Below are 26,041 nucleotides of genomic sequence, written 5' to 3' on the forward strand. Positions count from 1 at the left end.
TGCGCCACCCGATACTCGCCCGCACCCACGATGAACACATTCACCGACAGCGTCACATCCGCTGCGCACCTGATCGCGTCCGCCGATCCGGTGCTGCTCGCCATCGTCGGCCGTTCGCTGGCCGTCAGCGCCACGTCCTGCCTGCTGGCCTGCAGCCTCGGCCTGCTGCTGGGCGCCTGGCTCGCCGTGGCGCGCTTCAAGGGCCGCGCGGTGGTGCTGGCGGTGCTCAACACCTTCCTCGCGCTGCCGTCGGTGGTGGTGGGCCTCGTCATCTACCTGCTGCTGTCGCGCTCGGGGCCGCTCGGCTTCCTGGGCTGGCTCTTCTCCTTCAAGGCCATGGTGCTGGCGCAGACGGTGCTGGTACTGCCGATGGTCACCGCGCTCACGCGGCAGGTCATCGAGGACGCCGACCGCGGGCATGGCGAGCAGCTGCGTTCGCTCGGCGCCAGGCCGCTGCTGCGTTCGCTGCTGATCGCCGCCGACGAGCGCTATGCGTTGATCACCGTGCTCATCGCCGCCTTCGGCCGCGCCGTGTCGGAGGTGGGTGCGGTGATGGTGGTGGGCGGCAACATCGACGGCTTCACGCGTGTCATGACCACCGCCATCGCACTGGAGACCAGCAAGGGCGACCTGCCGCTGGCGGTCGCGCTGGGCATCGTGCTGCTGCTGGTGGTGCTGATGCTCAACCTCGCGATCGCGGTGCTGCGCGGCTGGCGCGAACGCGCCGACGGCGGCGTGGCCGAGGCGATGCGCGGGGGGCAGATCGCATGAGCGAGGTGCTTTTCACGTTGCGTGACGTCGAAGTCCGCTTCGGCCACGTGCTGGCGCTGCGCGGCGCGACGCTGTCGATCGGGCAGGGCGAGCGCGTCGCCCTCATCGGCGCCAACGGCAGCGGCAAGAGCACGCTGCTGCGCCTGCTGCATGGCCTGGTGCCGCATGCCTCGGGCGCGATGCTGCAGCGCGCGCCGCGATCGCGGCAGGCGATGCTGTTCCAGCGGCCACACATGCTGCGCGCGAGCGTGGCCACCAATGTCGCCCTTGCGCTGTGGCTGCGCGGCGGCGGCTGGCGTGCGGCCCGGCAGGCGGCGCACGAGGCGCTGGGCCGCGTCGGCATGACCGACCTTGCTGCGCGCAACGCCCGCACGTTGTCGGGCGGCCAGCAGCAGCGCCTCGCGCTCGCGCGTGCCTGGGCGCTGCACCCGGACGTGCTGCTGCTCGACGAGCCGACCGCCAGCCTCGACCCGACCGCCAAGCGCGAGGTCGAGGCGCTCATCGCCGAGGCCGCCGCAGGCCGCACGCTGATCTTCGCCAGCCACAACCTCGGGCAGGTCAAGCGCCTCGCCACGCGCGTCGTCTACCTCGAGCAGGGGCGCGTGGTGGCCGACCTGCCCGTGCACGATTTCTTTCACGGGCCGCTGCCGGAAGAGGCCCACCTGTTCGTCAAAGGAGAACTCGCATGACCTTGAAATTCCTCCAGCGCGCGCTGCGCCCCGTGGCCGCCGCCCTGGCCTTCCTCGCCCTGTGCACCGCGGCCCAGGCCGGCACCATCACCATGGCCTCGACCACGTCGACCGAGCAGTCGGGCCTGTTCTCGCACCTGCTGCCGGCCTTCAAGCAAGCGACCGGCGTCGACACCAAGGTGGTGGCCGTGGGCACCGGCCAGGCCATCGACATGGCACGGCGCGGCGATGCCGACGTGCTCTTCGTGCACGACACCGCGGCCGAGGAGAAGTTCGTCGCCGAAGGCTTCGCGGTCCAGCGGCTGCCCGTCATGTACAACGACTTCGTGCTGATCGGGCCGAAGAACGATCCGGTCGGCGTGAAGGGCAACGACATCGTCGCGGCGCTCAAGAAGATCGCCGGCGCCAACGCGCCCTTCGTCTCGCGCGGCGACAAGAGCGGCACCGACGCCGCCGAGCGCCGGCTCTGGACGCAGACCGGCGTGGCCGACGCCGGCCAGACCGTGCCCAACGACAAGAAGGGCAGCGGCTACAAGGAATGCGGCTGCGGCATGGGCCCGGCACTGAACATCGCGGCGTCGAGCGGCAGCTACGTGCTGGCCGACCGCGGCACCTGGCTGAGCTTCAAGAACCGGGCCGACCTGGCGGTGTTGGTCGAAGGTGACAAGCGGCTCTTCAACCAGTACGGCGTGATGGTGGTGAGCCCCAGCAGGTTTCCCAACCTCAACAGCACCGACGCGCAGAAGTTCGTCGACTGGGTGACGTCCCCGGCCGGGCAGTCGAGCATCGCGGGCTACAAGATCGGCGGCGAGCAGTTGTTCTTCCCCAACGCGAAGTAAGGGATGGGGCGCGCGCCGACAATCGGCCCATGCAGATCCAAGACAAACCGCCCGTCGACACGCCCTTCGAATGGATCGGCGGCGAGCCCGCCGTGCAGGCGCTGGTCGATCGCTTCTATGACCTGATGGACCTCGAGCCGGCGTACGCCCGCCTGCGTGCGGTGCACGGCAGCACGCTCGACAACGCGCGCCAGCGGCTCTTCTGGTTCCTCTGCGGCTGGCTCGGCGGCCCGCAGCACTACACCGACCGCGTCGGCCACCCGATGCTGCGGGCGCGCCACATGCCGCAGCGCATCGGCGGCCACACCATCGGCATCGCCGAGCGCGACCAGTGGCTGGCCTGCATGGACCAGGCGATGGGCGAGACCGGGGTCGACGAGGCGCTGCGTGCGCGGCTGCGCGATTCGTTCTTCAAAACGGCCGACTGGATGCGGCACTGACCCTCTGGCGAGGGGGCGGTACGAAGGTCGATTGCAGCGTCCTGTAGGCAAAGGGCCTGCGATTGTTTCAATTTCGTGAATAGCGTGGTTCATTTTGGCGAGGGTTTTCACCTAGATCCCGGCGCACAATTCATCCAACAGAGCAGCGAACACAACAAGTTGAAGACGCTGTTCTGGGTGAGCTAGGCACCGAGCGGTGGCCGCCATGAAGGCGGTGCCCCCGATACCGGTTCGAAAATCATCCAACCTAACGAAAGAAACGAAATGAAGACCTCCAAGATCATCGCTGCAGCAACCTTGTCCCTCCTGGCCGCCATGGGCGCCCAAGCCGAAACGTACGACGGCGTGCTGACCGTGAACTCGGTCGCCAGCCGCGCTGAAGTCGCCGCCCAAGCCCGTGATACGGCCCGTGCCGGTGACGTGTTCTCGGAGGCGTCGTTCGCTGGCGTGACCCCCGCGCTGACGGCCAGCACCGACCGCGCCACCGTGCAGAACCAAGCCGTGGCCATCGCCCGCCAAGGCAACGTTTACGGTGAAGTCGCTTCGGCCGGCGTTCTGTCGGTCGGTGGCAACTACGTCGACCGCGGCGCCGTGCGCGCCCAAGCCATCGAAGCTGCTCGCAACCCGTCGCTGTAATCGCGCCACGCCGGCTTGCCGGCGTCAGGACAAAGGCCCGCTACCGCAAGGTAGCGGGCCTTTTCGTTGGGGCGTTGCGGTCGGTGTGGCTCAGCGCTTGACCGGCGCCAGCAGCACCACCAGCGCCCCGGCCCCGCCTTCGGCCGGCTTGGCCTGAACGAAGGCCAGCACCTCGTTCTTCTGGATCAACCAGCGCTGCGTCTTGGTCTTGAGCACGGGCTGCTTGCCGGGCGAGCCGAGGCCTTTACCGTGGACCACGCGCACGCAGCGCACGCCCTGCTTGTGCGCGCTGCGGATGAAGGCGCCGAGCGCCTCGCGCGCCTCGTCGCTGCGCAGACCGTGCAGGTCGACCTGCTTCTGGATCGTCCATTCGCCCGCGCGCAGCTTGCGCGTCACGTCGGTGCCGATGCCGGGGCGACGAAAGCTCATGGCGTCGTCGACGTCGAGCAGGGTCGTCACATCGAATTCGTCGGACAGCGATTCGCGCAGCACGCGCTGCTCGTCGAGCTGATGCTGCACAGGGATCGGCGCCGGCGGCTCGGGCGCCAGGGCCACCACGGCATTGCGGCGGGGCAGCGGCTGGGTGGCGCCGATGGCCCGGGTGAAGAGGTTCTGCTCGGCCTGCCGTTTCTTCTCGGCCGCCGCGCGCTCCGCAGCCGCCGCCGCTTCGCGCGCACGCGTTTCGGCGAGCGCGCGCTGCACCTGCTGCAGGTCGGAGAGGCTCTTGAGGGGTGGGGAGGAGCGGGGCATGGCGTGAGGTCTTGCGGCAGACCGGCCGTTGGAGCGGCCGGGTCCAGGCGCACAGGTTAACGCGTCGCCGTGAATCCGGGCCGACCCGTGGGCCTTTGCGCCTTCAGACCAGCCCGCGCTCCGCCATCGACAGCGTCTGGCCGCGCGCCACGATGATGTGGTCGAGCACCCGCACATCGACCAAGGCGAGCGCGGCCTTCAACGTCTGCGTCAGCACCTCGTCCGCACGCGAGGGCTCGACGCCACCGCTCGGGTGGTTGTGGGCCAGGATCACCGCGGCGGCGTGGTGGTGCAGGGCGCGCACCACGACCTCGCGCGGGTACACGCTCGTTTGACTCAAGGTGCCGCGAAACAGCTCTTCCATCGCGATGAGCCGGTGCTGCGCATCGAGGAAGAGCGCCGCGAATACCTCGTGGGGCCGGGAGGCGATATGCAGTTGCAGGTAGTGGCTCACCGCGGTCGGCGAATCGAACACGGTGCGTTCACGCAGCTGCTCGGCCATGGCGCGGCGTGCGAGTTCGAGCACGGCGGTCAGTTCGGCCCGCTTGGCCGGCCCGCCGAGGCCCTTGACCTGGCGCAGGTCGTCGACGCCGGTCTGCAGCAGGCCGGCGATGCCGCCGAAGGTGTCGAGCAGTTCCTGCGCCAGTTGCAGCACGTTCTTGCCGGCCATGCCGGTGCGCAGCAACAGCGCGAGCAGCTCGGCATCGCCCAATGCGCCCGCCCCGCGGGCGAGCAGCTTCTCGCGCGGTCTCGCTTCTGCCGGCAGATCCTTGAAAGACGTCAGATCAATGCCCCGAGCATGCTCAGCGCAGCGCCATCGCTCGTGCTATCGCGGCCCGCGCTTCATCCACGGTGGCTTCTGGCTCGGCGGATATGAGCGTGTATGACTCCCCGCCTACCCATGCGAACAGATCCTTCCGGCCCCAGTGGTACCAAATGACCGTTGCGGCTACCGAAGCCAATGCCAGGCCGGCCACCAGTGAAACCTTCCAAGAAATTAGGAGGCCTGCGCCGAGCGCGAACCACTGAATGTATTCGGGCCCCGATTTACTTGTGTGGATGGAATCTATTGAACGCACCTGGACGGTGGTATCGGTGCAAGTTTTGACCAATGTGCGGCTGACGCTCAGCAAGCGTGTGCTGAGCAGTAACTCATCTTTTGACATGGCGCTCCCTATTTTTTTTGGGATTGTGCATGTGAACTGCGTAAGACCGTCTTCGAAGCACTGTCATCCCGAGCAAATAAAATCTCGACTTCTTCCCATCGGTAAAACTTTTGAACGCAACACCCGTCATGGTCGTCACCGCCGGCTCCTTTCTCACGCTGCACTACCGGCTGGCCGGGCCCGCGGGCGACATCATCAACACGTTTGCCGACAAGCCGGCCACGCTGTCGCTGGGCACCGGCGAGCTGTCGCCGGCCATGGAGCAGAAGCTGATGGGCCTGGAAGAGGGCACGCACACCACCTTCGAGCTGCCTGCCGGCGAAGCCTTCGGCGAGCGCAACGCCGAGATGCAGCAGTGGGTCGCGCGCAGCCTGCTGGCGAAGATGGGCGATCCCGACGAGCGCTACGCCGTCGGCGACGTGGTGGAGTTCCCGACGCCCGACGGCATGGGCAGCTACGCCGGTGCCGTGGTCGCATCGAGCGACACCGCGGTGCAGTTCGACTTCAACCACCCGTTGGCCGGCCAGCCCGTCACCTTCGAAGTGCGGCTGATCGGCGTGCTGTGACCGGCCCGATGGAAAAGGAAATCCTGCTGGCCGAGCCACGCGGCTTCTGCGCGGGTGTGGACCGCGCCATCGAAATCGTCGAGCGCGCCATCGCCAAGTTCGGCGCGCCGATCTACGTGCGCCACGAGATCGTGCACAACACCTACGTGGTGAACGAGCTCAAGGCCAAGGGCGCGATCTTCATCGAGGACCTGGCCGATGTGCCGCCGGGCTCGACGCTCGTGTTCAGCGCGCACGGCGTGAGCAAGGCGGTCGAGGCCGAGGCGCAGGCCCGCGGCTTCGACGTGTTCGACGCCACCTGCCCGCTGGTGACCAAGGTGCATGTCGAGGTCGCCAAGCTCGCGAAAGAGGGCTACGAATTCATCATGATCGGCCACAAGGGCCATCCCGAGGTCGAGGGCACGATGGGTCAGTTGTCGAGCGGCATCCACCTGGTGGAAGACGTCGCGGACGTGGCCACCGTGCAACCGGGTCAGACCGACAAGCTCGCTGTCGTGACGCAGACCACGCTGTCGGTCGACGACGCCGCCGAGATCGCCGCTGCCGTGCGTGCGCGCTTTCCCAAGGTGCGCGAGCCCAAGCAGCAGGACATCTGCTACGCCACGCAGAACCGCCAGGACGCGGTGAAGATCATGAGCCCGCAGGTCGACATCGTGATCGTGGTCGGCAGCCCGACCAGTTCCAACAGCAACCGCCTGCGCGAGCTCGCGCAGCGCCTGGGCACCGAGAGTTACATGGTCGATTCGGCCGATGAACTCAAGCCGGAATGGTTCGAGGGCAAGACGCGCGTCGGCCTCACCGCCGGCGCGTCGGCACCCGAGGTGCTGGTGCGCGAGGTGATCGACCGCGTGAAGGCACTCGGCGCGGTGTCGGTCCGCAAGATGGACGGCATCGAAGAGACGCTGAAGTTCCCGCTGCCCAAGGGCCTGAAGCTCGATCACATTCCCGCACCCGGACACATCTCTTGAACCTGAACGACATCGACTGGCGCGCCGATATCGAGCGCGCCGCCCAACGCCTGGCCGCGCACCGCGGCGCCTACCTGCGCGAGACCCCGCTGTGGAAGCTCTCGCCCGACGCCTTCGGGCTGCCAGCCGAACTCGCTGCTTCCGGCGTCGAGGTCTGGCTCAAGCTCGAGCACCTGCAGATCGCCGGCAGCTTCAAGGCGCGCGGCATGATGAACCGGCTGCTGGCCCACGACATTCCCGCCGCGGGTGTGGTGGTTGCTTCCGGTGGCAACGCCGGCATCGCCACCGCCGCCGCAGCGCGCGCCCTGGGCGTGCGCTGCGAAGTGTTCCTGCCCGGCGTGTCGCCCGAGGCCAAGCGGGCGCGGCTGCGCGCGCTGGGCGCCGAGGTCACGGTGGTGGGCGAGGCGTACGCCGATGCACTCGCCGCCTGCCTGGCGCGCCAACGCGAGAGCGGTGCGCTGCTGACGCACGCCTACGACCAGCCCGAGGTCGTGGCCGGTGCCGGCACGCTCGGCCGCGAGATCGAGGCGCAGGGCGGGCTGCCCGGTTCGGTGCTGGTGAGCGTCGGCGGCGGCGGCTTGATCGGCGGCTTGGCGGCCTGGTTCGGCCAGCGCAGCCGCGTGGTCGCGCTCGAACCCGAGCGCGCGCCGACGCTGTTCCGCGCCCGTGAAGCCGGTGCGCCGGTGGATGTCGAGGTCGGCGGCATCGCGGCCGATTCGCTCGGCGCCAAGCGCATCGGCGAGCACGCCTGGGCCATCACGCAGCGCAAGGTGCGCGATGCGCTGCTGCTGTCCGACGACGCGATCCGCGCCGCGCAGGTGTGGCTCTGGAAAGAGATGAAGCTGGCCGTCGAACCGGCGGCGGCGCTTCCGCTGGCGGCGCTCCAGACCGGCGCCTACGTGCCGCGTGCGGGCGAGAAGGTCTGCCTCATCGTCTGCGGCGCGAACGTCGATCCCGCCACGCTCGCCTGAGGCACCGCGCGGCAGAGCAGGTGGGCCGGGCGGGCACCTAAAATCGCCCGATGCTCGATATCACCATGCTGCGCAAGGACCTGGCTTCGGCCGTGGCCCGCCTCGAAACGCGCAAGAAAAACCAGACCTTTCTCGACGTCCACGCCTTCACCGCGCTGGAGGCCGAGCGCAAGACGCTGCAGATCCGCACCGAGGAACTGCAGGCGCGCCGCAACACGCTCAACAAGCAGATCGGGCCGCTGAAGGCCAAGGGGGAATCGGTCGATGAGCTGATGACCGAAGTCAACGCGCTCAAGGCCGAGCAGGAATCGCAGTCCGCGCGGCTCGAGGCGATCCAGCCTGAGCTGCAGGCCCTGCTGCTGGCGGTGCCCAACCTGCCGCACGAGAGTGTGCCGGTCGGCGAGGACGAGAACGGCAACGTCGAGGTGCGTCGTTGGGCGCCTCAAGGCGGCACCGGTGCCGACGCCACGCCGCTGGCCTTCGCGCCCAAGGACCACGTCGACCTCGGCGCGCCGCTGGGCCTGGACTTCGAGATGGGCGCCAAGCTCGCCGGCTCGCGCTTCAGCGTGCTGAAGGGGCCGATCGCCCGCCTGCACCGCGCGCTGGCGCAGTTCATGATCGACACGCAGACCGAGCGCCACGGCTACACCGAGTGCTATGTGCCCTACATCGTCAATGCCGACTCGATGCGCGGCACCGGCCAGTTGCCGAAGTTTGAGGGCGACCTGTTCGCCGCGAAGAAGGGCGGCCAGGACGGCGAGCCCGTGCCCGACAACCAGGCGCTGTACCTCATCCCGACCAGCGAGGTACCGCTGACCAATTTCGTACGCGACGAGGTGGTGGCCGAGTCGCAGCTGCCCATGAAGCTCACTGCGCATTCGCCGTGCTTCCGTTCCGAAGCCGGCAGCGCCGGGCGCGACACGCGCGGCATGATCCGCCAGCACCAGTTCGACAAGGTCGAGATCGTGCAGATCACGCACCCCGAGAAGAGCTACGAAGCGCTCGAAGCCATGACCACGCACGCCGAGGCGGTGCTGCAGGCGCTAGAACTGCCGTACCGCGTGGTGCTGCTGTGCACCGGCGACATGGGCTTCGGCTCAAGCAAAACCTACGACCTGGAGGTGTGGCTGCCCGCGCAGAACACTTACCGCGAGATCAGCTCCGTGTCGAATTGCGAGGCTTTCCAGGCGCGCCGGCTGCAGGCGCGCTTCAAGAACGCACAGGGCAAGAACGAGCTGGTGCACACGCTCAACGGCTCCGGCCTGGCCGTGGGCCGGGCCCTCGTCGCGGTGCTGGAGAACCACCAGAACGAGGACGGGTCGATCCGCGTGCCGGTTGCGCTGCGCCCGTACCTGGGCGGGCTCGAGACGTTGCGCGCCTGAGACGTTTCACGCGCAGGCCGCCGAATTCTGCTGCTAGAATCGAAGGCTCGACAGACACCGGAGAGGTGGCAGAGTGGTCGAATGTACCTGACTCGAAATCAGGCGTACGGAAACGTACCGAGGGTTCGAATCCCTCCCTCTCCTCCAAGATAGCCCCATCCAGGGGCTATTTTTTTGCCCGATTCAAAGGCCAGCGAAACCCGAGGCTGCCCCTAGAATCAGGCGCATGCCAACGCCCTTCGGAGGGCCGTTCCAAAGGGGTCAGTTGACACAGGTTTTGCGCCATGAAGGGTAATTCGTCGTTCGTGGGTCTCGGCAACTCGTCGTTCGCGAGTTTGACGCCGGCCCCCGCGACGGCTGACGAGGCCGAGCCGTGGGTACGCGGGGAGCTGATCCGCAGCCTGATGCGCGCGGCGCGGGGCTCCTACCTGCTGGCCGCGGCGCTCATGCCGGCCATGATCGGCCTGAGCTGGGGCCATGTGCCGCGCTGGCAGTTGTTCGCCTGGCTGGCGATCGGCATCACCGCCACCGGTTGCCGCGTCTGGGGTGAGCGGCTCTACGTGCGCGACTACGCCGACAAGGATTCGGTCTCGCAACAGGAATTCGTCGACCGCTACCGCTTTCTGTGGGGCACCAGTGCCTTCGCCTGGGGCCTGTCGATCCTGATCTTTTTCGAGCGCACGCCGCTGGTCAACCAGTTCATGAGCTGGCTCATCGTGGCCGGTGTCGCCACCTTCCCGCTCAACGGCCTGGCGCTCTACCCGCCGCTGCTGCGCCGCTATGTCAACGTGCTCTTCATCACGATGATGACGGCCGTGGCCTTCCGCGTGGTCGAGCTCAACTTCCAGCGGCCGCATTTCCATTACGGCTTTCTGATGCTGCCGGTGTTGCACTGGTGGCTGCTGCTGCGGGCCGGCCGCCGCATCCACGAGACGGCACGCAACAGCTTCGAGCTGCTGTTCCACAACCACATCCTGATCAACTCGCTGACCCAGCAGCGACAGGCCGCCGTGTCGGCGGTCGCCATGAAGAACCGCTTCCTGGCGAGCGCGGCGCACGACATGCGCCAGCCCGTGCTGGCGCTCTCGCTCTATGCCGACTGGCTGCGCAACGAGCCGGAGCTGGTCCAGGAGATCGCGCCGAAGATCGTCCGCGCGACGCATGCGGTGAACGCGTTGTTCGACTCGCTCTTCGACCTGGCACGCATCGATTCGGGTCAGGTGCGGCTGCACATCGAGCGGGTCGACGTGGCCCAGCTGCTGCACGACCTCGAGCTGCAATACCGGCCGGTGGCCGAGGCCAAGGGCCTGCGCTTTCGGGTGCACATCAGCCGCGGCACCGTGCTCACCGACCCGATCCGGGTGCGCCGCATGATCGGCAATCTGCTGGCCAACGCCATCAAGTACACGGTCGAGGGCGGCATCCTGCTCGCGTCGCGGCAGACCAAGGACGGGCTGCGCGTGGAGGTGTGGGACACCGGCATCGGCATCGCCCGCGAACACCTGCGCGACGTGTTCCTGGAGTTCTACAAGGTGGCCGACCATGCCGGCACGTCGGACGGCTTCGGCCTGGGGCTGGCCATCGTGGCGCGCCTGTCGCACGCGCTGGGCCATCCGGTGAGCGTGCGCTCGCGCCTGGGGCGCGGCAGCGTGTTCCGCGTGGCGCTCAACGACGCCGACGAGTCGCAGGCTCAGACCCGCATCTCCGGCGCGGTGGGTTGACGCTGCCCGCGGTGGGCGGCGTCAACCGACGATCACATCGAGACGATCACATCGACCCTGAGGTCGACAGCAGGCCGTGGTTGCGCGCGTGGTGCAGGGCCTGCGTGCGGCTCTTGACACCCAGGCGGCGGAACAGGCGCCACAGGTGCACCTTGACGGTGTGCTCGCTGATTTCGAGTTCCGTCGCGATGTCGCGGTTGCTCATGCCCTTGTCGAGCATGGCGATGAGCTGGGTCTGGCGCTTCGATAGCTTCCCGCTGTTGGCGGCGGTCGAGACCGGCTCCTCGGCATCGGTGTCGGCCATGAGCAGCCCGCGCAGCACGGCGGTGAGTTCGGCCGAGCTGGCCGACTTCTCGATATAGGTGTCGGCACCGGCTTCGATGCAGGCCTCTTCCATGTCGGCGGCCGGCGAGGCTGAGTACACGGCGATCGGCACGTCCGGATAGATCTGCTTCACCGCGATGACGCCCGAGCAGCCAGTCGTGTCGGGCAGCTTCAGGTCGAGGCAGAAGAGGTCGGGCGCGCCATGCTGTTTGACCGCACTGGTGAGCTTGTCCAGCCGTTCCAGTTCGACAATGTTCTCCGCGGGTCGCAGGCGCCGCAGCACCATCACGATGGCGTCGCGCATCAGGGGGTGATCGTCGATGACGTAAATGCTCATGGTCTGCTTTCTGAGTGAACGCTCGGCCGGCAGATGCTGGCCATGGATGATTCTGTTCCCTAACCGCCGCTGGCCGCCAGAGTCGCTGTCGCCAATGCTTCCAGGGCCTCCGTCGCGGCACGCATCCTGTCATTGTCGGCGGGTTCGAGCTGTTCGGCGAGTGCCGGGAGCGCAGCGCCGCGTTCCTGCTGAAGGCGCCCGATGGCGCGGCCGGCGTCCTGCGGCGATGCGAAGGCGCGGCTTTGCAGCAACAGCTCGCCCTGGGCGTCGAGCAGCTTGAAATAGAACTGGCCGTCGCTGTCGCGGTATTGCTTGAAGCTGGGGCGGGCCGCTTTGGCGGCCTTGCGGGTGGTGGCGGCGGCAGGCGCCTCCAGGCGGCGCAGGCCGACGGCGTGGCGCAGCCGGCCGATGAAGGGCTGCGACAGCGCGCGGGCCTTCTCGGCGCCCGCCAGCAAGATGCGCTCGATCTGTGCCGGGTCGTTGATCAGCGCCTCGTAGTGGGCGCGCATCGGTGCGATCTCCCGGTCGATGCGCTCGAACACCAGCTGCTTGGCGTCGCCCCACGCGATGCCGTCGGCGTAGGCCTGGCGCAGCGTGGCGGTTTCCTGCGCGTCGGCGAAGGCCTGGTAGATCTGGAAGAGGGCGGAGCCCTCGGTTTCCTTGGGTTCGCCGGGCGCGCGCGAGTCGGTGACGATGCTGCCAATGAGCTTCTGCAGCTGGGCGCGGGGCGTGAAGAGCGGGATCGTGTTGTCGTAGCTCTTGCTCATCTTGCGGCCGTCGAGGCCGGGCAGCGTGGCCACCGCGTCGTCGATCTCGGCCTCGGGCAGCGTGAAGTGCTCGCCGTACAGGTGGTTGAAGCGCTGCGCCATGTCGCGCGCCATCTCGATGTGCTGCACCTGATCGCGGCCCACCGGCACCTTGTGTGCGTTGAACATCAGGATGTCGGCGCCCATCAGCACCGGGTACATGAAGAGGCCGGCGCTCACGTCGGCGTCCGGGTCTTCGCCCTTGGCCACGTTTTTGTCGACCGAGGCCTTGTAGGCGTGCGCACGGTTCAGGATGCCCTTGCCGGTGACGCACGTGAGGAACCAAGTGAGCTCGGGGATCTCGGGGATGTCCGACTGGCGGTAGAACGTGACCCGCTCCGGGTCGAGCCCGCAGGCCAGCCAGCTGGCGGCGATCTCCAGCGTCGAGCGCTGGATGCGCACCGGGTCGTCGACCTTGATGAGCGCGTGGTAGTCCGCCAGGAAATAGAAGCTCTGCACATCGGCGCGGCGGCTGAAGCGCACCGAGTGGCGCACCGAGCCCACGTAGTTGCCCAGGTGCGGCGTGCCGGTGGTCGTGATGCCGGTGAGGAAGCGGGTGGGAGAAGGCGACGTCATGACGATCGAAAGGCAGGCAGGGTGGGCGCGCTGACACGCACCCGGGAGATGTTCCACATTGTGTCAGACGTATTCTGCAAGGGGCGATTCACAGCCCCAGCACCGAGACCGGGCCGCGACCGAGGCGTACCACCACCGGTTCGCCGCCCTCGCCCAGGGGCGTGAGGTCGACCACGGTGGTCGGCTCCGACGCGCAGGCGCCGGCGTCGATCACGGCACCGATGAGCTTTTCAAAGCGGGCGCGAATCTCCTGCGCGTCGTTCATCGGCTCGGTTTCGCCGGGCGGGATCAGCGTGGTCGCCAGCAGCGGTGCGCCGTGCAGCGCCAGCAGCTCCGACAGCACCGCGTGGTCGGGCACCCGCAGGCCGATGGTCTTGCGCTGCGGGTGGCTCACGCGTCGCGGCACCTCCTTGGTGGCTTCCAGCAGGAAGGTGTAGGGCCCGGGCGTCGCCGCCTTGAGCAGCCGGTACTGCTTGTTGTCGACCTTGGCGTAGTTCGCCAGCTCGCTCAGGTCGCGGCACAGCAGCGTCAGGTGGTGCTTGTCGTCGACCTGGCGGATGCGGCGCAGCCGATCGACCGCGTCCTTGTCGTCGAGGTGGCAGGCCAGCGCGTAGCTGGAGTCGGTCGGCACGGCGATGACCTCGCCGCGCTCGAGCAGCACCACGGCCTGCTTGAGCAGCCGTTGCTGGGGGTTCTCGGGATGGACTTCGAAATATTGAGCCATGGGTCAGCCTTCCGCGGGTTCGATGGGGACGCGGCGCTCGCGCACCGTCAGCCAGGCGCCGGCCGCGCCGCAGGCCGCGATCATGCCCATGCCGATCAGCGAGACGGCGTCGGGCACCTGCGAGAACATCACCCAGCCGCACAGTGTGGCGAAAGCGATCTGCGCGTACAGGTAGGGTGTGAGCGTGGACGCGGGCGCGCGTTGGTAAGCAAGGATCAGCATGAAGTGGCCGATGGTGCCCATAAGCCCCATCAGGCACAACAAGGCCCACCAGTGCCAGGACGGCAGGCTCTGCCACACGAAGGGCAGGGCCACCGACGCGATCAGCGTGCCGGCCCAGCCGGAATAGAAGTGCATCGTCAGCGGGTTCTCGGTCTGCGCCAGCTTGCTGGTCAGCACCTGGAAGCAGGAATTGGTCACCACCAGGCCGAAGGGCAGCAGCATGGCCCAGGTGAAGGCGCCGCCGCCGGGGCGAAGGATCACCAGCGTGCCGGCGAAGCCGCCGGCCACCAGCGCCCAGCGCAGCGGCGACACCTGCTCCTTGAGCACGGTGGCGGCCATCAGGGTCACGGCCAGGGGCGCGATCAGCACGATCGACGTGAACTCGGCCAGCGGCATGTAGCGCAGGCTGAAGAAGGCGAAGAGGCTGGTGACCAGCAGCAGCGCGCCGCGCAACGCGTGGTAGCGGGGGTGCGCGGTGCGCAGCAGCGCCGTGCCGTGGCGCGGCAGCAGCACCAGCGACGTAGCCACGGCCTGGAACGCGTAGCGGAACCACACACCCATGAGGATCGGCACCGTGGTCACGGAAATCTTGGTGGCGGTGTCGAGCGTTGCGAAGCAGGCGACCGACAGCACGACCAGCCCGATGCCGGCGAGGATGCGTTCGGACTCGCGGTCGCGCGTGCCTGCTGGCGCGTCGCTCACTGGATGCGGTCTTCGAGCAGTTCCCAGACCGGTGTCAGGGTGCCCGGCAGCCAGGGCAGCTTGCCCAGGTCGACATGGCTCTCGTCGGGGCTGTGGAAATCGCTGCCGCGCGACGCGGCGAAGCCGTATTCCAGCGCCTTCTCGGCGTACTCGACGTATTCGGCGGGGGCATGGCTGCCGGTCACGACCTCGATCGCACGGCCGCCGTGCGCCTGGAATTCGATGAAGAGCGCGTGCTCCTCGTTGGCGGTGAAGTTGTAGCGCCCCGGGTGCGCCACCACGGCGATGCCGCCGCCGGCGGTGATCCAGTGCACCGCGTCCTTCAACGTGGCCCAGCGGTGCGGCACGTAGCCGGGCTTGCCTTCGGTGAGGTACTTGCGGAACACCTCCGAGGTGTCGCGGCAGACGCCGCTTTCGACCAGGAAGCGTGCGAAGTGGGTGCGCGAGATCAGTTCCGGATTGCCGACGAACTTCAGCGCACCTTCGTAGGCACCTTCGATGCCGACCCGTGCCAGGCCCGCCGACATCTCCTGCGCCCGTTCGCCCCGGCCGCCGCGCGTGGCCTGCAGGCCGGCCCGCATGCCAGCGTCGTCGGGGTCGAAACCCAGGCCGACGATGTGCACCGTCTCGCCCGCGAAGGTCACGGAAATCTCGCAGCCGGTGAGGTAGCGCATGCCGTTCGCCTTGGCCGCGGCCAGGGCGCGGTGCTGGCCGCCGACCTCGTCGTGGTCGGTGAGCGCCCACAGCTCGACACCATTGGCGGCGGCACGCGCGGCCAGCGCCTCGGGCGTGAGCGTGCCGTCGGACACCACGGAGTGGCAATGGAGATCGGCATTGAGGATGGAAGGCACGCAACGATTTTAAGTGCTCGCCCCGGAGGGCGTCGGCCGCCCAGGCGACAACCCTCTGCGGCTATCGATCCTTGCGGCGCCGCGCCACCCAGGCCGCGATGGCGGTGAAGCCGCCGATGATGGCCACCACGATCCAGAAGCCATGCCGGTCCTCGGCCAGCGGGATGCCGCCGACGTTCATGCCGAACAGGCCGGCCAGGATGTTGATCGGCAGGGCCAGGACGGTCACCACCGTCAGCACGAACAGGCTGCGGTTGTTGTCCTCGTTGACGCTGGCCGCGATCTCTTCCTGCAGCAGCTTGATGCGCTCCTGCAGGCCCTGCATGTCGCGCAGCACGACCGAAAATTCCTCGGTGGCGCCGCGCAGCTCCTGCACGTCGTCTTCGGCCATCCAGGCGGGCGGGTGCTGCAGCAGGCGGAACAGGGCCGCCGGCTCGGGCGCCAGCAGCCGTTGCAGCCGCACCAGCAGCCGGCGCAGCACGCCCAGCCGGGCTCGCTTGTTGTCGAGCCGGCCGCTCAGCAGTTCGTCCTCGACCTGGTCGATGCGGGTGGTCACGCCGCGCACGATGCCCACCAGGCCGTCGGCCTGGGTGCGCATCAGCTGCTCCAGCAGCGCGACGCTCGAACGCGGCGATTCGCCGTGTCGCACCGCGGTACGCAGGGCATCGACGCTGCGCAGCGGCTGCGTGCGCGCCGTCACCACCAGCCGTGGGCCGACGGCGATCCAGAGCGTGGCGATGTCCGACGGCTCGAAGCCGAAGTCGAAGTGCACGTCGTTCACCACGGCGATGAGCGCGTCCTCGTCGCGCTCGATGCGGGTGGAGTGCGAGCCGTCCTTGAGCGTTTCGTAGAAGGCGTCGGACAGGTTGGCGTGCCGCTGCAGCCAGCGTTCGGCCTGGGCATGGCTCAGGTTGAAGTGCAGCCAGAGGAAGCCGTCGGGCGTGTTCGTGTCGGCCAGCCAGCGGGCCGATGCATCGAGGTCGATCGGGCGGGCCGCGCCGGCCTCGAGGCGGTCGAACAGGTAGCCGCAGATCAGGCCCGCGTCGTCCTGGCCGGGGGCGGGCGTGGTCATGGTGGGCAAGCGGGAAGCGTCTGTCGTACAGGGAGGAGCGGCCGATGCTGGCTCGGGCGCATGACGGCCGTGTGTCAACGTCATGTCTTTGTCATGCCGCCGTCATCCGGCCGCGGCAGCATCGCCACCACCTTTTCGAGCCCCTTCACCATGACGCTGCCGAACGCCCACCCCGACCACGACGAACTGATGCGGCGCATCGCGCGCGACCTGGTCGACAGCTACGACGAAGAGCTCGAGCTGGAGATCGAGGACCGCAACGTCGACGAGGACGGCGCACCGGTCGGTGTCGACAAGGCGGCCCGCGCCGCGTACTTCACCGAACTGTTCCGCCTGCAGGGCGAACTCGTCAAGCTGCAGGACTGGGTGCAGCACAGCAAGCAGAAGGTCGTCATCTTGTTCGAAGGCCGCGACGCGGCAGGCAAGGGCGGCGTCATCAAGCGCATCACACAACGGCTGAATCCACGCGTCGCCCGCGTGGCCGCGCTGCCGGCGCCGAACGACCGGGAGCGGACCCAGTGGTATTTCCAGCGCTATGCCGCGCACCTGCCGGCGGCCGGCGAGATGGTGCTGTTCGACCGCAGCTGGTACAACCGCGCCGGCGTCGAGCATGTGATGGGCTTCTGCTCCGACGAGGAGTACGAAGAGTTCTTCCGCAGCGTGCCGGAGTTCGAGAAGATGCTGGTGCGATCGGGCATCAAGCTCATCAAGTACTGGTTCTCCATCACCGACGACGAGCAGCACCTTCGCTTCCTCGGTCGCATCCACGATCCGCTCAAGCAGTGGAAGCTCAGCCCGATGGACCTCGAAAGCCGCCGTCGCTGGGAGGAATACACCAAGGCGAAAGAGACGATGCTTGAGCGCACGCACATCCCCGAGGCGCCGTGGTGGGTGGTGCAGGCGGTCGACAAGAAGAAGGCACGCCTGAACTGCATCGCGCATCTGCTCGACCAGTTGCCGTACCACGAGGTCACGCATCCGCCGATCGACCTGCCGGCGCGGGTGCGCAACCCCGACTACCTGCGCCAGCCCGTCCCCGCGAACATGTACGTGCCCGAGCGCTACTGAGCGTCACCCCGCGCGGCGCGGAAGCTGCTACCGTGCGCCCATGGTCCGCCGTTCCACCACCTCCGCGCTGACGCGTGCCTACGCGCGCAACCTGCGCGCGTTGACCAAGGTCACCTTCGGCGCCGGCAAGCGCGTGGCGGCGAAGATGAAGCAGGCGACGGTCCAGCAGCACAAGCCCCCGCCCGGTCCGGGCGAGTGGCTCAGCGGCATCGCGGTCGGCCCGGCCGGCGCGCGGCGCTACCACCTCTACAAGCCGCCGGGCCTGGCGCTCTCGCCGGGCGAGAAGCTGCCGCTGCTGGTGATGCTGCACGGCTGCGGTCAGACCGGGCGGGACTTGGCCGAGAGCACCCGCATGAACCGGCTTGCCACGCGCGAGCGCTTCCTCGTGCTCTACCCCGAGCAGGACCGCATGGTGAACCCTCACGGTTGCTGGAACTGGTACGACACCCGCACCGGCAAGGCCCGCGCCGAAGCCGCGACGTTGATGGCCGCGGTCGACCAGGTCTGCCTGTTCCACCCCGTGGACCGTGATCGCATCGCCGTCGCCGGGCTCTCGGCCGGCGCCAGCATGGCGGTGCTGATGGCGACGCACTTCCCCGGCCGCTTCAAGGCCGTGGCGATGCATTCGGGTGTCGCGCCCGGTGCCGCGCAATCGTCGGCGACGGCGCTGGGGGCCATGCGTGGCAGGCGCACGCCGGTGGTGCCGGTGACGGCCGTCGGCAAGGCCATGGGTGCGGCTGCGGTGGGTGCGTCGTTGCCGCCGCTGCTGGTGCTGCATGGCGACGCCGACACGGTGGTCACGGCGGGCAACGCCACCGACACCGCCGCGGTGTGGGCGACCGCCACCGGCGCGCGGCCGGGCGTGCCGCGCATGCTGCAGCGCGGGCAGCGCCGGCCGATGCGTGTCACCGACTTCACGCGCGACGGCCGCACGCGCGTGCGGCTCTGCGAGATCGGCGGCCTGGGGCATGCCTGGAGCGGCGGCACCTTGCGGCAGGCCTTCAGCGATCCGGCGGGGCCCGACGCGTCGAAGCTGATCTGGGCCTTCGTGTCGAAGCAGTTTCAGGGCCCATGAGCTTTTCGCCGACCGACATCGCCTACTTCCTCGAAGTGGCCCGGCAGGGCCATGTCGGCCGTGCGGCTGATGCCGTGGGCGTGACGCAGCCCGCCGTCTCGAAAGCGATCCGCCGACTGGAGGATGCCGTCGGCGTCGCCCTGTTCGAGCGTGGCGCGCACGGCGCGCGCCTCACCGCCGAGGGCCAGCTCTTTCTCGAATCGGCCCGGCGCTTCGACGCCGAGCATGTCGCGCTGATGCGTTCCGCCCTGGAACTGCGTGCGCAGCATGCGGGCCTGCTGCGCGTCGGGCTGACCAACGCTGCCAGCGACGGTCCCGCCATCCGTGTGCTCTCGGACATGGTGCGCCACCGGCCGGGCCTGCGGCTGACGATGGTCATCGGCAAGTCCGACGCGCTCAACGAGGCGGTGGTAAAGGCCGAACTCGACGCGGCCGTGGTGCCGTCCTACCCCGGCATCTCCTTCACCTGCGACCAACTGGCCTTGAGCGAAGACACGGTGCGCGTCGCCGCCCGCACGGAGCACCCGCTCGCGCGACGGGCCGTGCTGACGCTGACCGACCTGGCTGATTGCGCGTGGGCAATGCCCAGTCGCCAGAGCGCCGCGCGTCGCCTGGTGACGCAGATCCTCGAGCAGGCCGGTGAGCTGCCGCCGCGCGTCACGCTGGAAGTCGACTACACGTCGGAAGCTGCGATGGGCCTGATCGCCAGCACCGACCTGGTGGGGCTGGTGCCGACCTCGGTGCTGCGTGCCTGGCGTGGCCGTGTGGAAGCGCTGCCTTTGCCGATGCTCGAACTGCGGCGAACGCTGGTGCTGCTCACCCGGCCGCAGGGAACGTGGTCGCCGCTGATGACGGCGTTCCGCGATCAGTTGTTGGCAGATTGCACGCCGCCTTCCGCGGCCTCCTGAGAATCAGCGCTGCCGACGCACGGCGCAAGGCCCCGCATTCCTGCGGGTTATCGGAATCTGCATCGACGGGAATGGCATCGGGCACTGGTCTGGCTAGATTGAAGCGCTCACCAGCTTCAACGAGAACCGACCGTGAATTCACCCAACATCGTCCTGATCGTCGCCGACAACCTCGGCTGGGGCGAACTCGGCTGCTACGGCGGCGGCGCCTTGCGCGGCGCACCCACGCCACGCATCGACGCGCTCGCCCGTCAAGGCCTGCTGCTGCAGAACTTCAACGTCGAGAGCGATTGTGTGCCCACCCGGTCCGCCCTGATGAGCGGGCGCCATCCGATCCGCACCGGTTGCCTGCAGTCGGTGCCGCCGGGCCTGCCGCAGGGCCTCACGCGCTGGGAGGTGACGTTGGCCGAACTTCTGTCGGCGCAGGGCTATGCGACGGCGCATTTCGGCAAGTGGCATCTCGGCGATATCGAGGGCCGCTATCCGTCGGACCGCGGCTTCGACGAGTGGTACGGCATCCCGCGCACCACCGATGAAAGCCAGTTCACCTCGACGGTCGGCTTCGATCCGTCGGTCGCCGACATCCCGCACATCATGCGTGGCCGCCGCGGCGAACCGTCGGAGATCGTGAAGGTCTACGACCTCGACAGTCGGCGCGGGATCGATGCCGAACTGGTCGAGCATTCGCAGGCCTTCATGCAGCGCCACCATGCGGCGCGCAAACCCTTCTTCCTCTACCTGCCGCTCGTGCACCTGCACTTTCCGACGCTGCCGCATCCGGACTTCGCAGGGCGCACCGGCGCCGGTGACTTCGCGGATTCGATGGTCGAGATGGACCACCGCGTCGGCCAGATCGTCGACGAGGTCGAGCGCCTGGGCATCGCGGACGACACGCTCTTCATCTTCTGCAGCGACAACGGCCCGGAGTTTCGCGCGCCGTACCGAGGCACCGCAGGCCCGTGGCGCGGCACGTACCACACGGCGATGGAAGGCAGCCTGCGCGTGCCCTTCATCGCGCGCTGGCCGGGCCGGATCGCGCCCGGCCGCATCAGCAATGAGCTGGTGCACGTGACCGACCTCTTCACCACGCTGGCGGCCGTGGCCGGTGCACCGCTGCCGGACGACCGTCCCATCGATGGCGTGGACCAGCGCGCCTTCCTGTTCGGCGAAGAGGAGAAGTCGGCGCGCGAGGGCTTTCTTTTCTACATCAAGAACGATCTGCGTGCGGTGAAGTGGCGCGACTGGAAGCTGCACTTCTACTGGGAGCCCGAGGTGAACGAAGGCAAGGGCAAGCTCGAGTCGCCCTACCTCTTCAACATCACCCGCGACCCGAAGGAAGAGACCGATGTGCTGGTCTACAACACCTGGGTGCTCGGCCCCGTCCTGCGCGTGGTGCAGGCCTTCAACAAGAGCTGTCAGCAGTTTCCCAACACGCCGCCGGGCAAACCCGACTGAGCGCCGTCGTTCGTCCATTCATCACCTTCAGGAGTCCCGCATGTCCACACCGTTCTTTCCTCGTCGCGCGCTCGTGGCCGCGGCCGCCGCCTTGTGCCTGCCCGCAGCGGTGTTCGCCGCCGGCGACCCCGGCGCCTGGCCCAACGTCAAGCCCATCACCTGGATCGTCGGCTTCCCGCCCGGCGGCACCGTCGACGTGCTCACGCGCGTCGCGGCGCGCAAGCTCGGCGAGAAGACCGGGCAGTCGGTGGTGGTCGAGAACCGACCCGGCGCATCGGGCGCCATCGCGCTGCAGGCCGCGGCCAAGGCCGCACCGGACGGCTACACGCTCATCACCGTGCCCGGCCCCGTGCTTTACACGACGCAGCCGCCCGAGATGGGCAAGGAACTGACGGCCGTCGCCATGCTGGCGCAAGGGCCGATGGTGCTGGTGAGCGGCATGCCGAACGCGCCCGCGCAGTTGAGTGACCTGATCCAGGCGATGAAGAAGAACCCGGCGGCGTGGAGTTATGCGACGTCCGGCAACGGCACGTCGCAGCACCTGGCCGGCGAACTCTTCAACGTGAGCGCGGGCACGGCCATGACGCATGTGCCGTACAAGGGCGGCGGCCAGGCGGTGATCGACGTGGTGGGCGCGCAGATCCCGCTCGGCATGCTCGGCGTGACACCGGTGCTGCAGCAGATCAAGTCCGGCAAGCTCAAGGCCTACGCGGTGACCACCAGCTACCGCATCGAGAGCCTGCCCGACGTGCCGACCATGAAGGAAGCCGGGCTCAAGGACTACGACGCCGCACAGTGGTACGTGGTCGCGGCCCCGAAGGGCACGCCGGGGGCGCAGGTGCAGCAACTCAACACGTGGGTCAACGAGATCGCCGCATCGGCCGAGCTTCAACCGGCGCTGGTGGCCAGCGGTTCCATCGCGGGCAAGGGCAGCGCGAAGGATGCGCAGCAGTTCATCGAGGCCGACACCCGCAAGTGGAAGGAGCTTGCGACCAAGGCGAAGCTCGACATCAACTGACGAGCGACGCGCCGGCCGGTCAGGAGGCGGCCGCCAGCACCTTCTCGATGGCCGCACCCACGGCCAGCAGTTCGCGGTCGCGCCCGCGCCGGCCGACGACCATCAGGCCGACCGGCAGCCCGCCGGCCACGGGCAGCGGCAGCGACAGCGCCGGCAGGTCGTAGAAGTTGAAGACCGAGGGGTTGCGCAGCAGCAGGGCGTTGATCTTCATGAACGCTTCTTCGGTCTGCACGTCGGCGATGCGCGGCGCGAGCACCGGCACCGTCGGCAGCACGAGCACATCGAGGTCGGCCAGGCGCGCGTCGAGCTGTGGCAGCAGCGCGGCGCGCGCCTGCTGCATGCCGACGTAGCTGGCCGCGTCGATCGTCTGGCCCTTGCGGATGCGCGAAAGGACGAGCGGGTCGTACGCATCGGCCTGTGCGCTCACGGTGGCTTGATGGATCCAGGCGGCTTCGGCAGCGACCAGCGTGCCGCGCTCCTGCACGCGGAAGGGCTCGCCCAGCAGGTCGTCGAGCGCTTCGTCGCGAACGTCTGCGCCGGCCTTCGACAGCGTGCCGAGCGCCTTCTCGACGGCCGCCAGCACCTCGTCCTGCGCCTGCGTGAACAGCAGGCCGCGCGGCACGCCCACGCGCAGACCGCGCGTGGTGCGCGCCTCGAGCGGCATGGCGTCCTGCCCGGCCAGCACGGCATCGGCGGCGGCGGCATCGGCCACGCTGCGGCACAGCGGCCCGACGGTGTCGAGCGTGTACGACAGGGGATAGGCACCGTCGCGGCTCACGCGCGACTGGGTGGGCTTGAAGCCGACCAGGCCGTTCAGCGCGGACGGAATGCGCACGGACCCGCCGGTGTCCGAGCCGATGGCGATCTCGACCAGTCCGCGCCCCGCCGACACACCGGCGCCCGACGACGAACCGCCGGGAATGCGCGTCACGTCGTGCGCATTGCCGGGCGTGCCGTAGTGCGGGTTGACGCCCACGCCCGAGAAGGCGAACTCGGTCATGTTGGTCTTGCCGACGATGACGGCGCCCGCCGCGCGCAGCCGGCGCACGACGACGGCATCCTGCGTCGCCGTCGCGGCATCGCGCCGCACGACCGAACCGGCGGTGGTGGCTTCGCCCGCCACGTCGAACAGGTCCTTGATGGACACCAGCCGGCCGTCCAGCGGGCCGAGCGGGCGGCCGGCGCTGCAGCGGGCGTCCGACGCGCGTGCCGCTTCGCGTGCCGCGTCGGGGTAGAGGCGCGTGAAGATGCGCGTGCCTTCGTCGCCCAGGCGGGCGATCTCGGCCAGGGCGGCTTCGAGTTTCTGGGTCGATGTGGCGTCGGTCATGGTCATGGGGCGGCGTTGGGCATGGAGGAGGGTGTCAGGCGATTTCCGGCAGGATCTCGACGACATAGCGATGATGCAGCGAGCGGCCCAGCTTCGGGTCGTGCAGTTCCATCTCGAACACCTGCGACGGCCGGATGCCGCCTTGCACGGCCACCGTGCCGCAGGTCATGCCGGTGCCTGCGGGCAGTGCCGACGCACCGGCCGTGTAGCCGGCGATCAGGTCGAGCGGCGTGCGCAGCGTGGCGAGCGGGCCTTCCTGGTAAGGCACGCGCTGGCCGTTCTCTTCGATGGTCGAGCGGATGATGAGCTCGTCCCAATGGTCTGCCACATCGGCGAAGCGCCAGGCGCTGCAGGCGACCGGCTTGATGCAGATCTGCTTGGAGAGCGCCACGCTGTGCGATTCGAGCTTGCGGTCGGTGTGGTCCGACGCGATGCTGACCATCAGCTCGCCGTCGAGGTCGAACACGAAGGCCTCCACCTCGCCCGACGAATGCGGGCCGACCGCCTGCACGCGCTCCGCCTGCGTCAGCTGGTTGTCGGCGATGCGGTAGTACAGCGGCACGGCGCTCGGGCGCGGTACGCCGATGGCGGCCAGCTCTTCGATGTGGTGCTCGATGGCGGCGTGGTCGCGGCCGGCCCAACCGGCCACCACCACCTGGGAAATGTCGACGGTGGCGGCGTGCGCGCCGTCTTTCGCTTCGATGCGGAATTCAAGTTTCATGGGAGTCTCTGTGTGAATGGGGGAATGTTGTGGTCTGTCAGCCGAACACTTGCGGCAGCCACAGCGCAATGGCGGGGAATGCCGCCAGCAGGGCCAGCATGACGAACATCGCGAACACGAAGGGCAGCGAACCGACGATGACCGCGTTCATCGAACCGGTCTTGCGCAGGCTCTGCACCACGAACAGGTTCAGGCCCACGGGGGGCGTGATCAGCGCGGCCTCGACCAGCACGATGATCACGATGCCCAGCCAGATCGGGTCGTAGCCCAGGCCGATCATGATGGGCGCGACGATCGGGATCGTCGTGATCATCATCGACAGCGTCTCCATGAAGCAGCCGAGCACCAGGTAGAACACCACCACCACCAGCAGCATCCAGGCCGGCGACAGGCCCAGCCCCTGGATGGAATTCGTCAGCGCGGTGGTCAGCCCGGTGGCCGACATGACGAAGTTCAGGAAGCTCGCCGCGATCACGATCAGCATGATCATCGCGGTCGAACGCATCGTGCCTTCGATCACCTCGCGCAGCATCGACCAGGTCAGCCGGCCGTAGCAGGCGGCCAGGATGAAGGCGCCCAGCACGCCAAGCGCCGCGGCCTCGGTCGGGGTCGCGAGGCCGGCGTAGATCGAGCCCACCACCAGCAGGAAGATACCCATGGGCGGCGCCAGATGCTTCAGGCTCGTCAGGCGTTCGCTCCAGCGGGCGTGGATCTTCTTGCCGCCCCAGGCCGGCTTGACCACGCAGGCCACGATGATCATGAGCATGAACAGCGCGGCCATCGCGAAGCCGGGGATGATGCCGGCCAGGTACAGCTTGGGCACCGACGAGTTGGTCAGCACGCCGTAGATCACGAGATTGATCGAGGGCGGGATCAGGATGCCCAGCGTGCCGCCGGCGGCCAGGCTGCCGAGGAACAGCGGCTCGTTGTAGCCGTAGCGCTTGATCTGCGGAATGGCCACGGTGCCGACGGTGGCCGCAGTGGCCACGCTGGAGCCCGAGGTGGCCGAGAACAGCGTGGACGCGCCGATGTTGGCGTGCATCAGGCCACCGGGCAGCCACGACAGCCACAGGCTCATGGCGCCGTACATGCGTTCGGCGAAGCCGGCACGCAGCAGCACTTCGCCGAGCATGATGAACAGCGGGATCGCGACCAGCAGGAACTCGTTGTTCGCGCTCCACGACAGTTCGCCCATCGCGCGCGACAGCGGCAGCATCGAATAGAGCGGGTCCAGCACGAGGCCGAGCACGCCGAGGGCTGCGCCGACCGGAATGCTCAAGCCGATCAGCACCAGCAGGAGGGTGATGGCGACGGCGATCATGCGGCGCTCCCGCGGACCAGGCGCTCGCCGGTGGCGGCTTCCTCGTCGGCTTCTTCCTGCGCCGTGCGCACGCCGCACAGCGCCTTGACGCGTGCGATGTCGCCGGTGACGAGGGCGAGCGAGGCGCGCAGCAGCATCACGGCGAGCACCACGCACATCCAGACCAGCCCGAGGAACCACAGGCCCTGCGGAATCCACAGCGGCGTGGCGAGCGTCGTGTTGGCCGTGGACTTCTGCGCCCACGAGGTGCCGACGACGTCGTAGGCGTACCAAGTCAGGAAGACCATGAACACGCCGAGCGCCACGAGCGAGATCCAGTCCAGCACCGCCGACAGTCGCGTGGGCAGCAGGCCGTAGAGCACGTCGACGCGCACGTTGGCGCGCTGCAGCGTGGCGAAGGCCAGCGCCCACGAGGTGCTGATGGCGAAGGCGTAGCTCGACAGTTCGTCGGCGCCGCCCGTGGTGAAGCCGAGAAACTTGCGCGCCAGCACATCGAAGGAGATGAGCAGCACGCTGGCCACGGTCAGCGCACCGCCGACCCAGACGGCGCCCAGCGACAGCGCTTCGGCGCTGCGCAGCACGCGCCCCAGCACCGCGAAGCGGTCCGGCGGCAATGAAGAATCGACGGTGTGCAT

At 68.4% G+C, this 26,041-nt stretch carries 28 protein-coding genes and 1 tRNA gene; 16 read left to right on the forward strand and 13 right to left on the reverse strand.

What is annotated here, in order from left to right; translation table 11 throughout:
• The first annotated feature begins 30 nt into the window (after positions 1–30).
• From ACSFA0_RS16255 to ACSFA0_RS16275, 5 genes are all read left to right on the forward strand, one after another.
• Positions 31–771, forward strand: coding sequence for an ABC transporter permease (locus ACSFA0_RS16255; protein ID WP_435451305.1), 741 nt, complete (start codon positions 31–33; stop codon positions 769–771).
• Positions 768–1,460, forward strand: a complete 693-nt coding sequence (locus tag ACSFA0_RS16260) for an ABC transporter ATP-binding protein (protein ID WP_435451306.1) — start codon at positions 768–770, stop codon at positions 1,458–1,460. The genes ACSFA0_RS16255 and ACSFA0_RS16260 overlap by 4 nt, the downstream gene beginning before the upstream one ends.
• The gene (locus ACSFA0_RS16265) at positions 1,457–2,299 is read left to right on the forward strand and encodes an ABC transporter substrate-binding protein (RefSeq protein ID WP_435451307.1); all 843 of its coding nucleotides are present in this window, start codon (positions 1,457–1,459) and stop codon (positions 2,297–2,299) included. The genes ACSFA0_RS16260 and ACSFA0_RS16265 overlap by 4 nt, the downstream gene beginning before the upstream one ends.
• Positions 2,300–2,328: 29 nt before the next feature.
• Entirely contained in the window at positions 2,329–2,739 is a 411-nt protein-coding gene (locus tag ACSFA0_RS16270; RefSeq protein WP_435451308.1) for a group II truncated hemoglobin, read from the forward strand.
• A gap of 264 nt (positions 2,740–3,003) precedes the next feature.
• A complete protein-coding gene (locus ACSFA0_RS16275) occupies positions 3,004–3,375 on the forward strand; it encodes a hypothetical protein (protein ID WP_435451309.1) in 372 nt (123 codons plus the stop codon).
• Positions 3,376–3,465: 90 nt separating this feature from the next.
• Here the strand turns inward: ACSFA0_RS16275 and ACSFA0_RS16280 are convergent, their stop codons facing one another.
• The 3 genes from ACSFA0_RS16280 to ACSFA0_RS16290 form a co-directional block, all read right to left on the reverse strand.
• On the reverse strand, positions 3,466–4,125 hold the full coding sequence (locus ACSFA0_RS16280) for a Smr/MutS family protein (protein ID WP_435451310.1): 660 nt from the start codon (positions 4,123–4,125) through the stop codon (positions 3,466–3,468).
• 103 nt (positions 4,126–4,228) lie between these two features.
• Positions 4,229–4,909 (reverse strand): RadC family protein, encoded by a 681-nt coding sequence (gene radC / locus ACSFA0_RS16285; RefSeq protein WP_435451912.1) that lies wholly within the window; start codon positions 4,907–4,909, stop codon positions 4,229–4,231.
• Between the two features lie 19 nt (positions 4,910–4,928).
• On the reverse strand, positions 4,929–5,291 hold the full coding sequence (locus tag ACSFA0_RS16290; protein WP_435451311.1) for a hypothetical protein: 363 nt from the start codon (positions 5,289–5,291) through the stop codon (positions 4,929–4,931).
• A gap of 128 nt (positions 5,292–5,419) precedes the next feature.
• Here ACSFA0_RS16290 and ACSFA0_RS16295 point away from each other — a divergent pair, with 128 nt between their 5' ends.
• From ACSFA0_RS16295 to shkS, 6 genes are all read left to right on the forward strand, one after another.
• Positions 5,420–5,857 (forward strand): FKBP-type peptidyl-prolyl cis-trans isomerase, encoded by a 438-nt coding sequence (locus ACSFA0_RS16295; RefSeq protein ID WP_435451312.1) that lies wholly within the window; start codon positions 5,420–5,422, stop codon positions 5,855–5,857.
• A gap of 8 nt (positions 5,858–5,865) precedes the next feature.
• The gene (ispH, locus tag ACSFA0_RS16300; RefSeq protein ID WP_435451313.1) at positions 5,866–6,825 is read left to right on the forward strand and encodes a 4-hydroxy-3-methylbut-2-enyl diphosphate reductase; all 960 of its coding nucleotides are present in this window, start codon (positions 5,866–5,868) and stop codon (positions 6,823–6,825) included.
• Positions 6,822–7,796 (forward strand): threonine/serine dehydratase, encoded by a 975-nt coding sequence (locus ACSFA0_RS16305; RefSeq protein WP_435451314.1) that lies wholly within the window; start codon positions 6,822–6,824, stop codon positions 7,794–7,796. The genes ispH and ACSFA0_RS16305 overlap by 4 nt, the downstream gene beginning before the upstream one ends.
• Positions 7,797–7,846: 50 nt before the next feature.
• Positions 7,847–9,178, forward strand: coding sequence for a serine--tRNA ligase (gene serS / locus ACSFA0_RS16310; RefSeq protein ID WP_435451315.1), 1,332 nt, complete (start codon positions 7,847–7,849; stop codon positions 9,176–9,178).
• A gap of 59 nt (positions 9,179–9,237) precedes the next feature.
• Positions 9,238–9,325, forward strand: a tRNA-Ser gene (locus ACSFA0_RS16315).
• 137 nt (positions 9,326–9,462) lie between these two features.
• A complete protein-coding gene (gene shkS, locus ACSFA0_RS16320; protein WP_435451316.1) occupies positions 9,463–10,899 on the forward strand; it encodes a surface-behavior sensor histidine kinase ShkS in 1,437 nt (478 codons plus the stop codon).
• Between the two features lie 46 nt (positions 10,900–10,945).
• Here the strand turns inward: shkS and ACSFA0_RS16325 are convergent, their stop codons facing one another.
• The 6 genes from ACSFA0_RS16325 to ACSFA0_RS16350 form a co-directional block, all read right to left on the reverse strand.
• Complete coding sequence (locus ACSFA0_RS16325) at positions 10,946–11,560, reverse strand: response regulator transcription factor (RefSeq protein WP_435451317.1); 615 nt, start codon at positions 11,558–11,560, stop codon at positions 10,946–10,948.
• 59 nt (positions 11,561–11,619) lie between these two features.
• Positions 11,620–12,942 (reverse strand): tryptophan--tRNA ligase, encoded by a 1,323-nt coding sequence (locus tag ACSFA0_RS16330; RefSeq protein WP_435451318.1) that lies wholly within the window; start codon positions 12,940–12,942, stop codon positions 11,620–11,622.
• An 88-nt stretch (positions 12,943–13,030) separates the two neighbouring features.
• On the reverse strand, positions 13,031–13,666 hold the full coding sequence (locus ACSFA0_RS16335; protein WP_435451319.1) for an L-threonylcarbamoyladenylate synthase: 636 nt from the start codon (positions 13,664–13,666) through the stop codon (positions 13,031–13,033).
• Positions 13,667–13,669: 3 nt separating this feature from the next.
• Positions 13,670–14,590 carry a DMT family transporter gene (locus tag ACSFA0_RS16340; RefSeq protein ID WP_435451320.1) on the reverse strand — a complete coding sequence of 307 codons (921 nt, stop codon included), beginning with the start codon at positions 14,588–14,590 and terminating at the stop codon, positions 13,670–13,672.
• The gene (locus tag ACSFA0_RS16345) at positions 14,587–15,441 is read right to left on the reverse strand and encodes a 3',5'-nucleoside bisphosphate phosphatase (protein ID WP_435451321.1); all 855 of its coding nucleotides are present in this window, start codon (positions 15,439–15,441) and stop codon (positions 14,587–14,589) included. The genes ACSFA0_RS16340 and ACSFA0_RS16345 overlap by 4 nt, the downstream gene beginning before the upstream one ends.
• A gap of 61 nt (positions 15,442–15,502) precedes the next feature.
• Positions 15,503–16,513: a transporter gene (locus tag ACSFA0_RS16350; RefSeq protein ID WP_435451322.1), complete on the reverse strand. Its 1,011-nt coding sequence runs from the start codon at positions 16,511–16,513 to the stop codon at positions 15,503–15,505.
• Between the two features lie 150 nt (positions 16,514–16,663).
• Between ACSFA0_RS16350 and ppk2 the strand changes: the two genes are divergently transcribed.
• The 5 genes from ppk2 (at position 16,664) to ACSFA0_RS16375 (ending at position 22,037) form a co-directional block, all read left to right on the forward strand.
• Positions 16,664–17,581 (forward strand): polyphosphate kinase 2, encoded by a 918-nt coding sequence (gene ppk2, locus ACSFA0_RS16355; protein WP_435451913.1) that lies wholly within the window; start codon positions 16,664–16,666, stop codon positions 17,579–17,581.
• A 40-nt stretch (positions 17,582–17,621) separates the two neighbouring features.
• Complete coding sequence (locus ACSFA0_RS16360; RefSeq protein WP_435451323.1) at positions 17,622–18,656, forward strand: extracellular catalytic domain type 1 short-chain-length polyhydroxyalkanoate depolymerase; 1,035 nt, start codon at positions 17,622–17,624, stop codon at positions 18,654–18,656.
• Positions 18,653–19,564 (forward strand): LysR family transcriptional regulator, encoded by a 912-nt coding sequence (locus tag ACSFA0_RS16365; protein WP_435451324.1) that lies wholly within the window; start codon positions 18,653–18,655, stop codon positions 19,562–19,564. The genes ACSFA0_RS16360 and ACSFA0_RS16365 overlap by 4 nt, the downstream gene beginning before the upstream one ends.
• A gap of 132 nt (positions 19,565–19,696) precedes the next feature.
• Positions 19,697–21,019: an arylsulfatase gene (locus tag ACSFA0_RS16370; protein ID WP_435451325.1), complete on the forward strand. Its 1,323-nt coding sequence runs from the start codon at positions 19,697–19,699 to the stop codon at positions 21,017–21,019.
• Between the two features lie 40 nt (positions 21,020–21,059).
• Complete coding sequence (locus ACSFA0_RS16375; protein WP_435451326.1) at positions 21,060–22,037, forward strand: Bug family tripartite tricarboxylate transporter substrate binding protein; 978 nt, start codon at positions 21,060–21,062, stop codon at positions 22,035–22,037.
• Between the two features lie 19 nt (positions 22,038–22,056).
• Here ACSFA0_RS16375 and ACSFA0_RS16380 read toward each other — a convergent pair whose 3' ends face one another.
• The 4 genes from ACSFA0_RS16380 to ACSFA0_RS16395 are packed head-to-tail and all read right to left on the reverse strand — an operon-like array spanning position 22,057 to position 26,041.
• Complete coding sequence (locus tag ACSFA0_RS16380) at positions 22,057–23,430, reverse strand: amidase (protein ID WP_435451327.1); 1,374 nt, start codon at positions 23,428–23,430, stop codon at positions 22,057–22,059.
• Positions 23,399–24,085, reverse strand: a complete 687-nt coding sequence (locus ACSFA0_RS16385; protein ID WP_435451328.1) for a DUF2848 domain-containing protein — start codon at positions 24,083–24,085, stop codon at positions 23,399–23,401. The genes ACSFA0_RS16380 and ACSFA0_RS16385 overlap by 32 nt, the downstream gene beginning before the upstream one ends.
• 37 nt (positions 24,086–24,122) lie before the next feature.
• Positions 24,123–25,406: a TRAP transporter large permease gene (locus ACSFA0_RS16390; protein WP_435451329.1), complete on the reverse strand. Its 1,284-nt coding sequence runs from the start codon at positions 25,404–25,406 to the stop codon at positions 24,123–24,125.
• On the reverse strand, positions 25,403–26,041 hold the full coding sequence (locus tag ACSFA0_RS16395) for a TRAP transporter small permease subunit (RefSeq protein ID WP_435451330.1): 639 nt from the start codon (positions 26,039–26,041) through the stop codon (positions 25,403–25,405). Before ACSFA0_RS16395 ends, ACSFA0_RS16390 begins: the two co-directional genes overlap by 4 nt.

The organism is Variovorax restrictus, assembly GCF_051216715.1.
In the GTDB taxonomy this organism is placed as follows: Bacteria; Pseudomonadota; Gammaproteobacteria; order Burkholderiales; family Burkholderiaceae_C; genus Variovorax.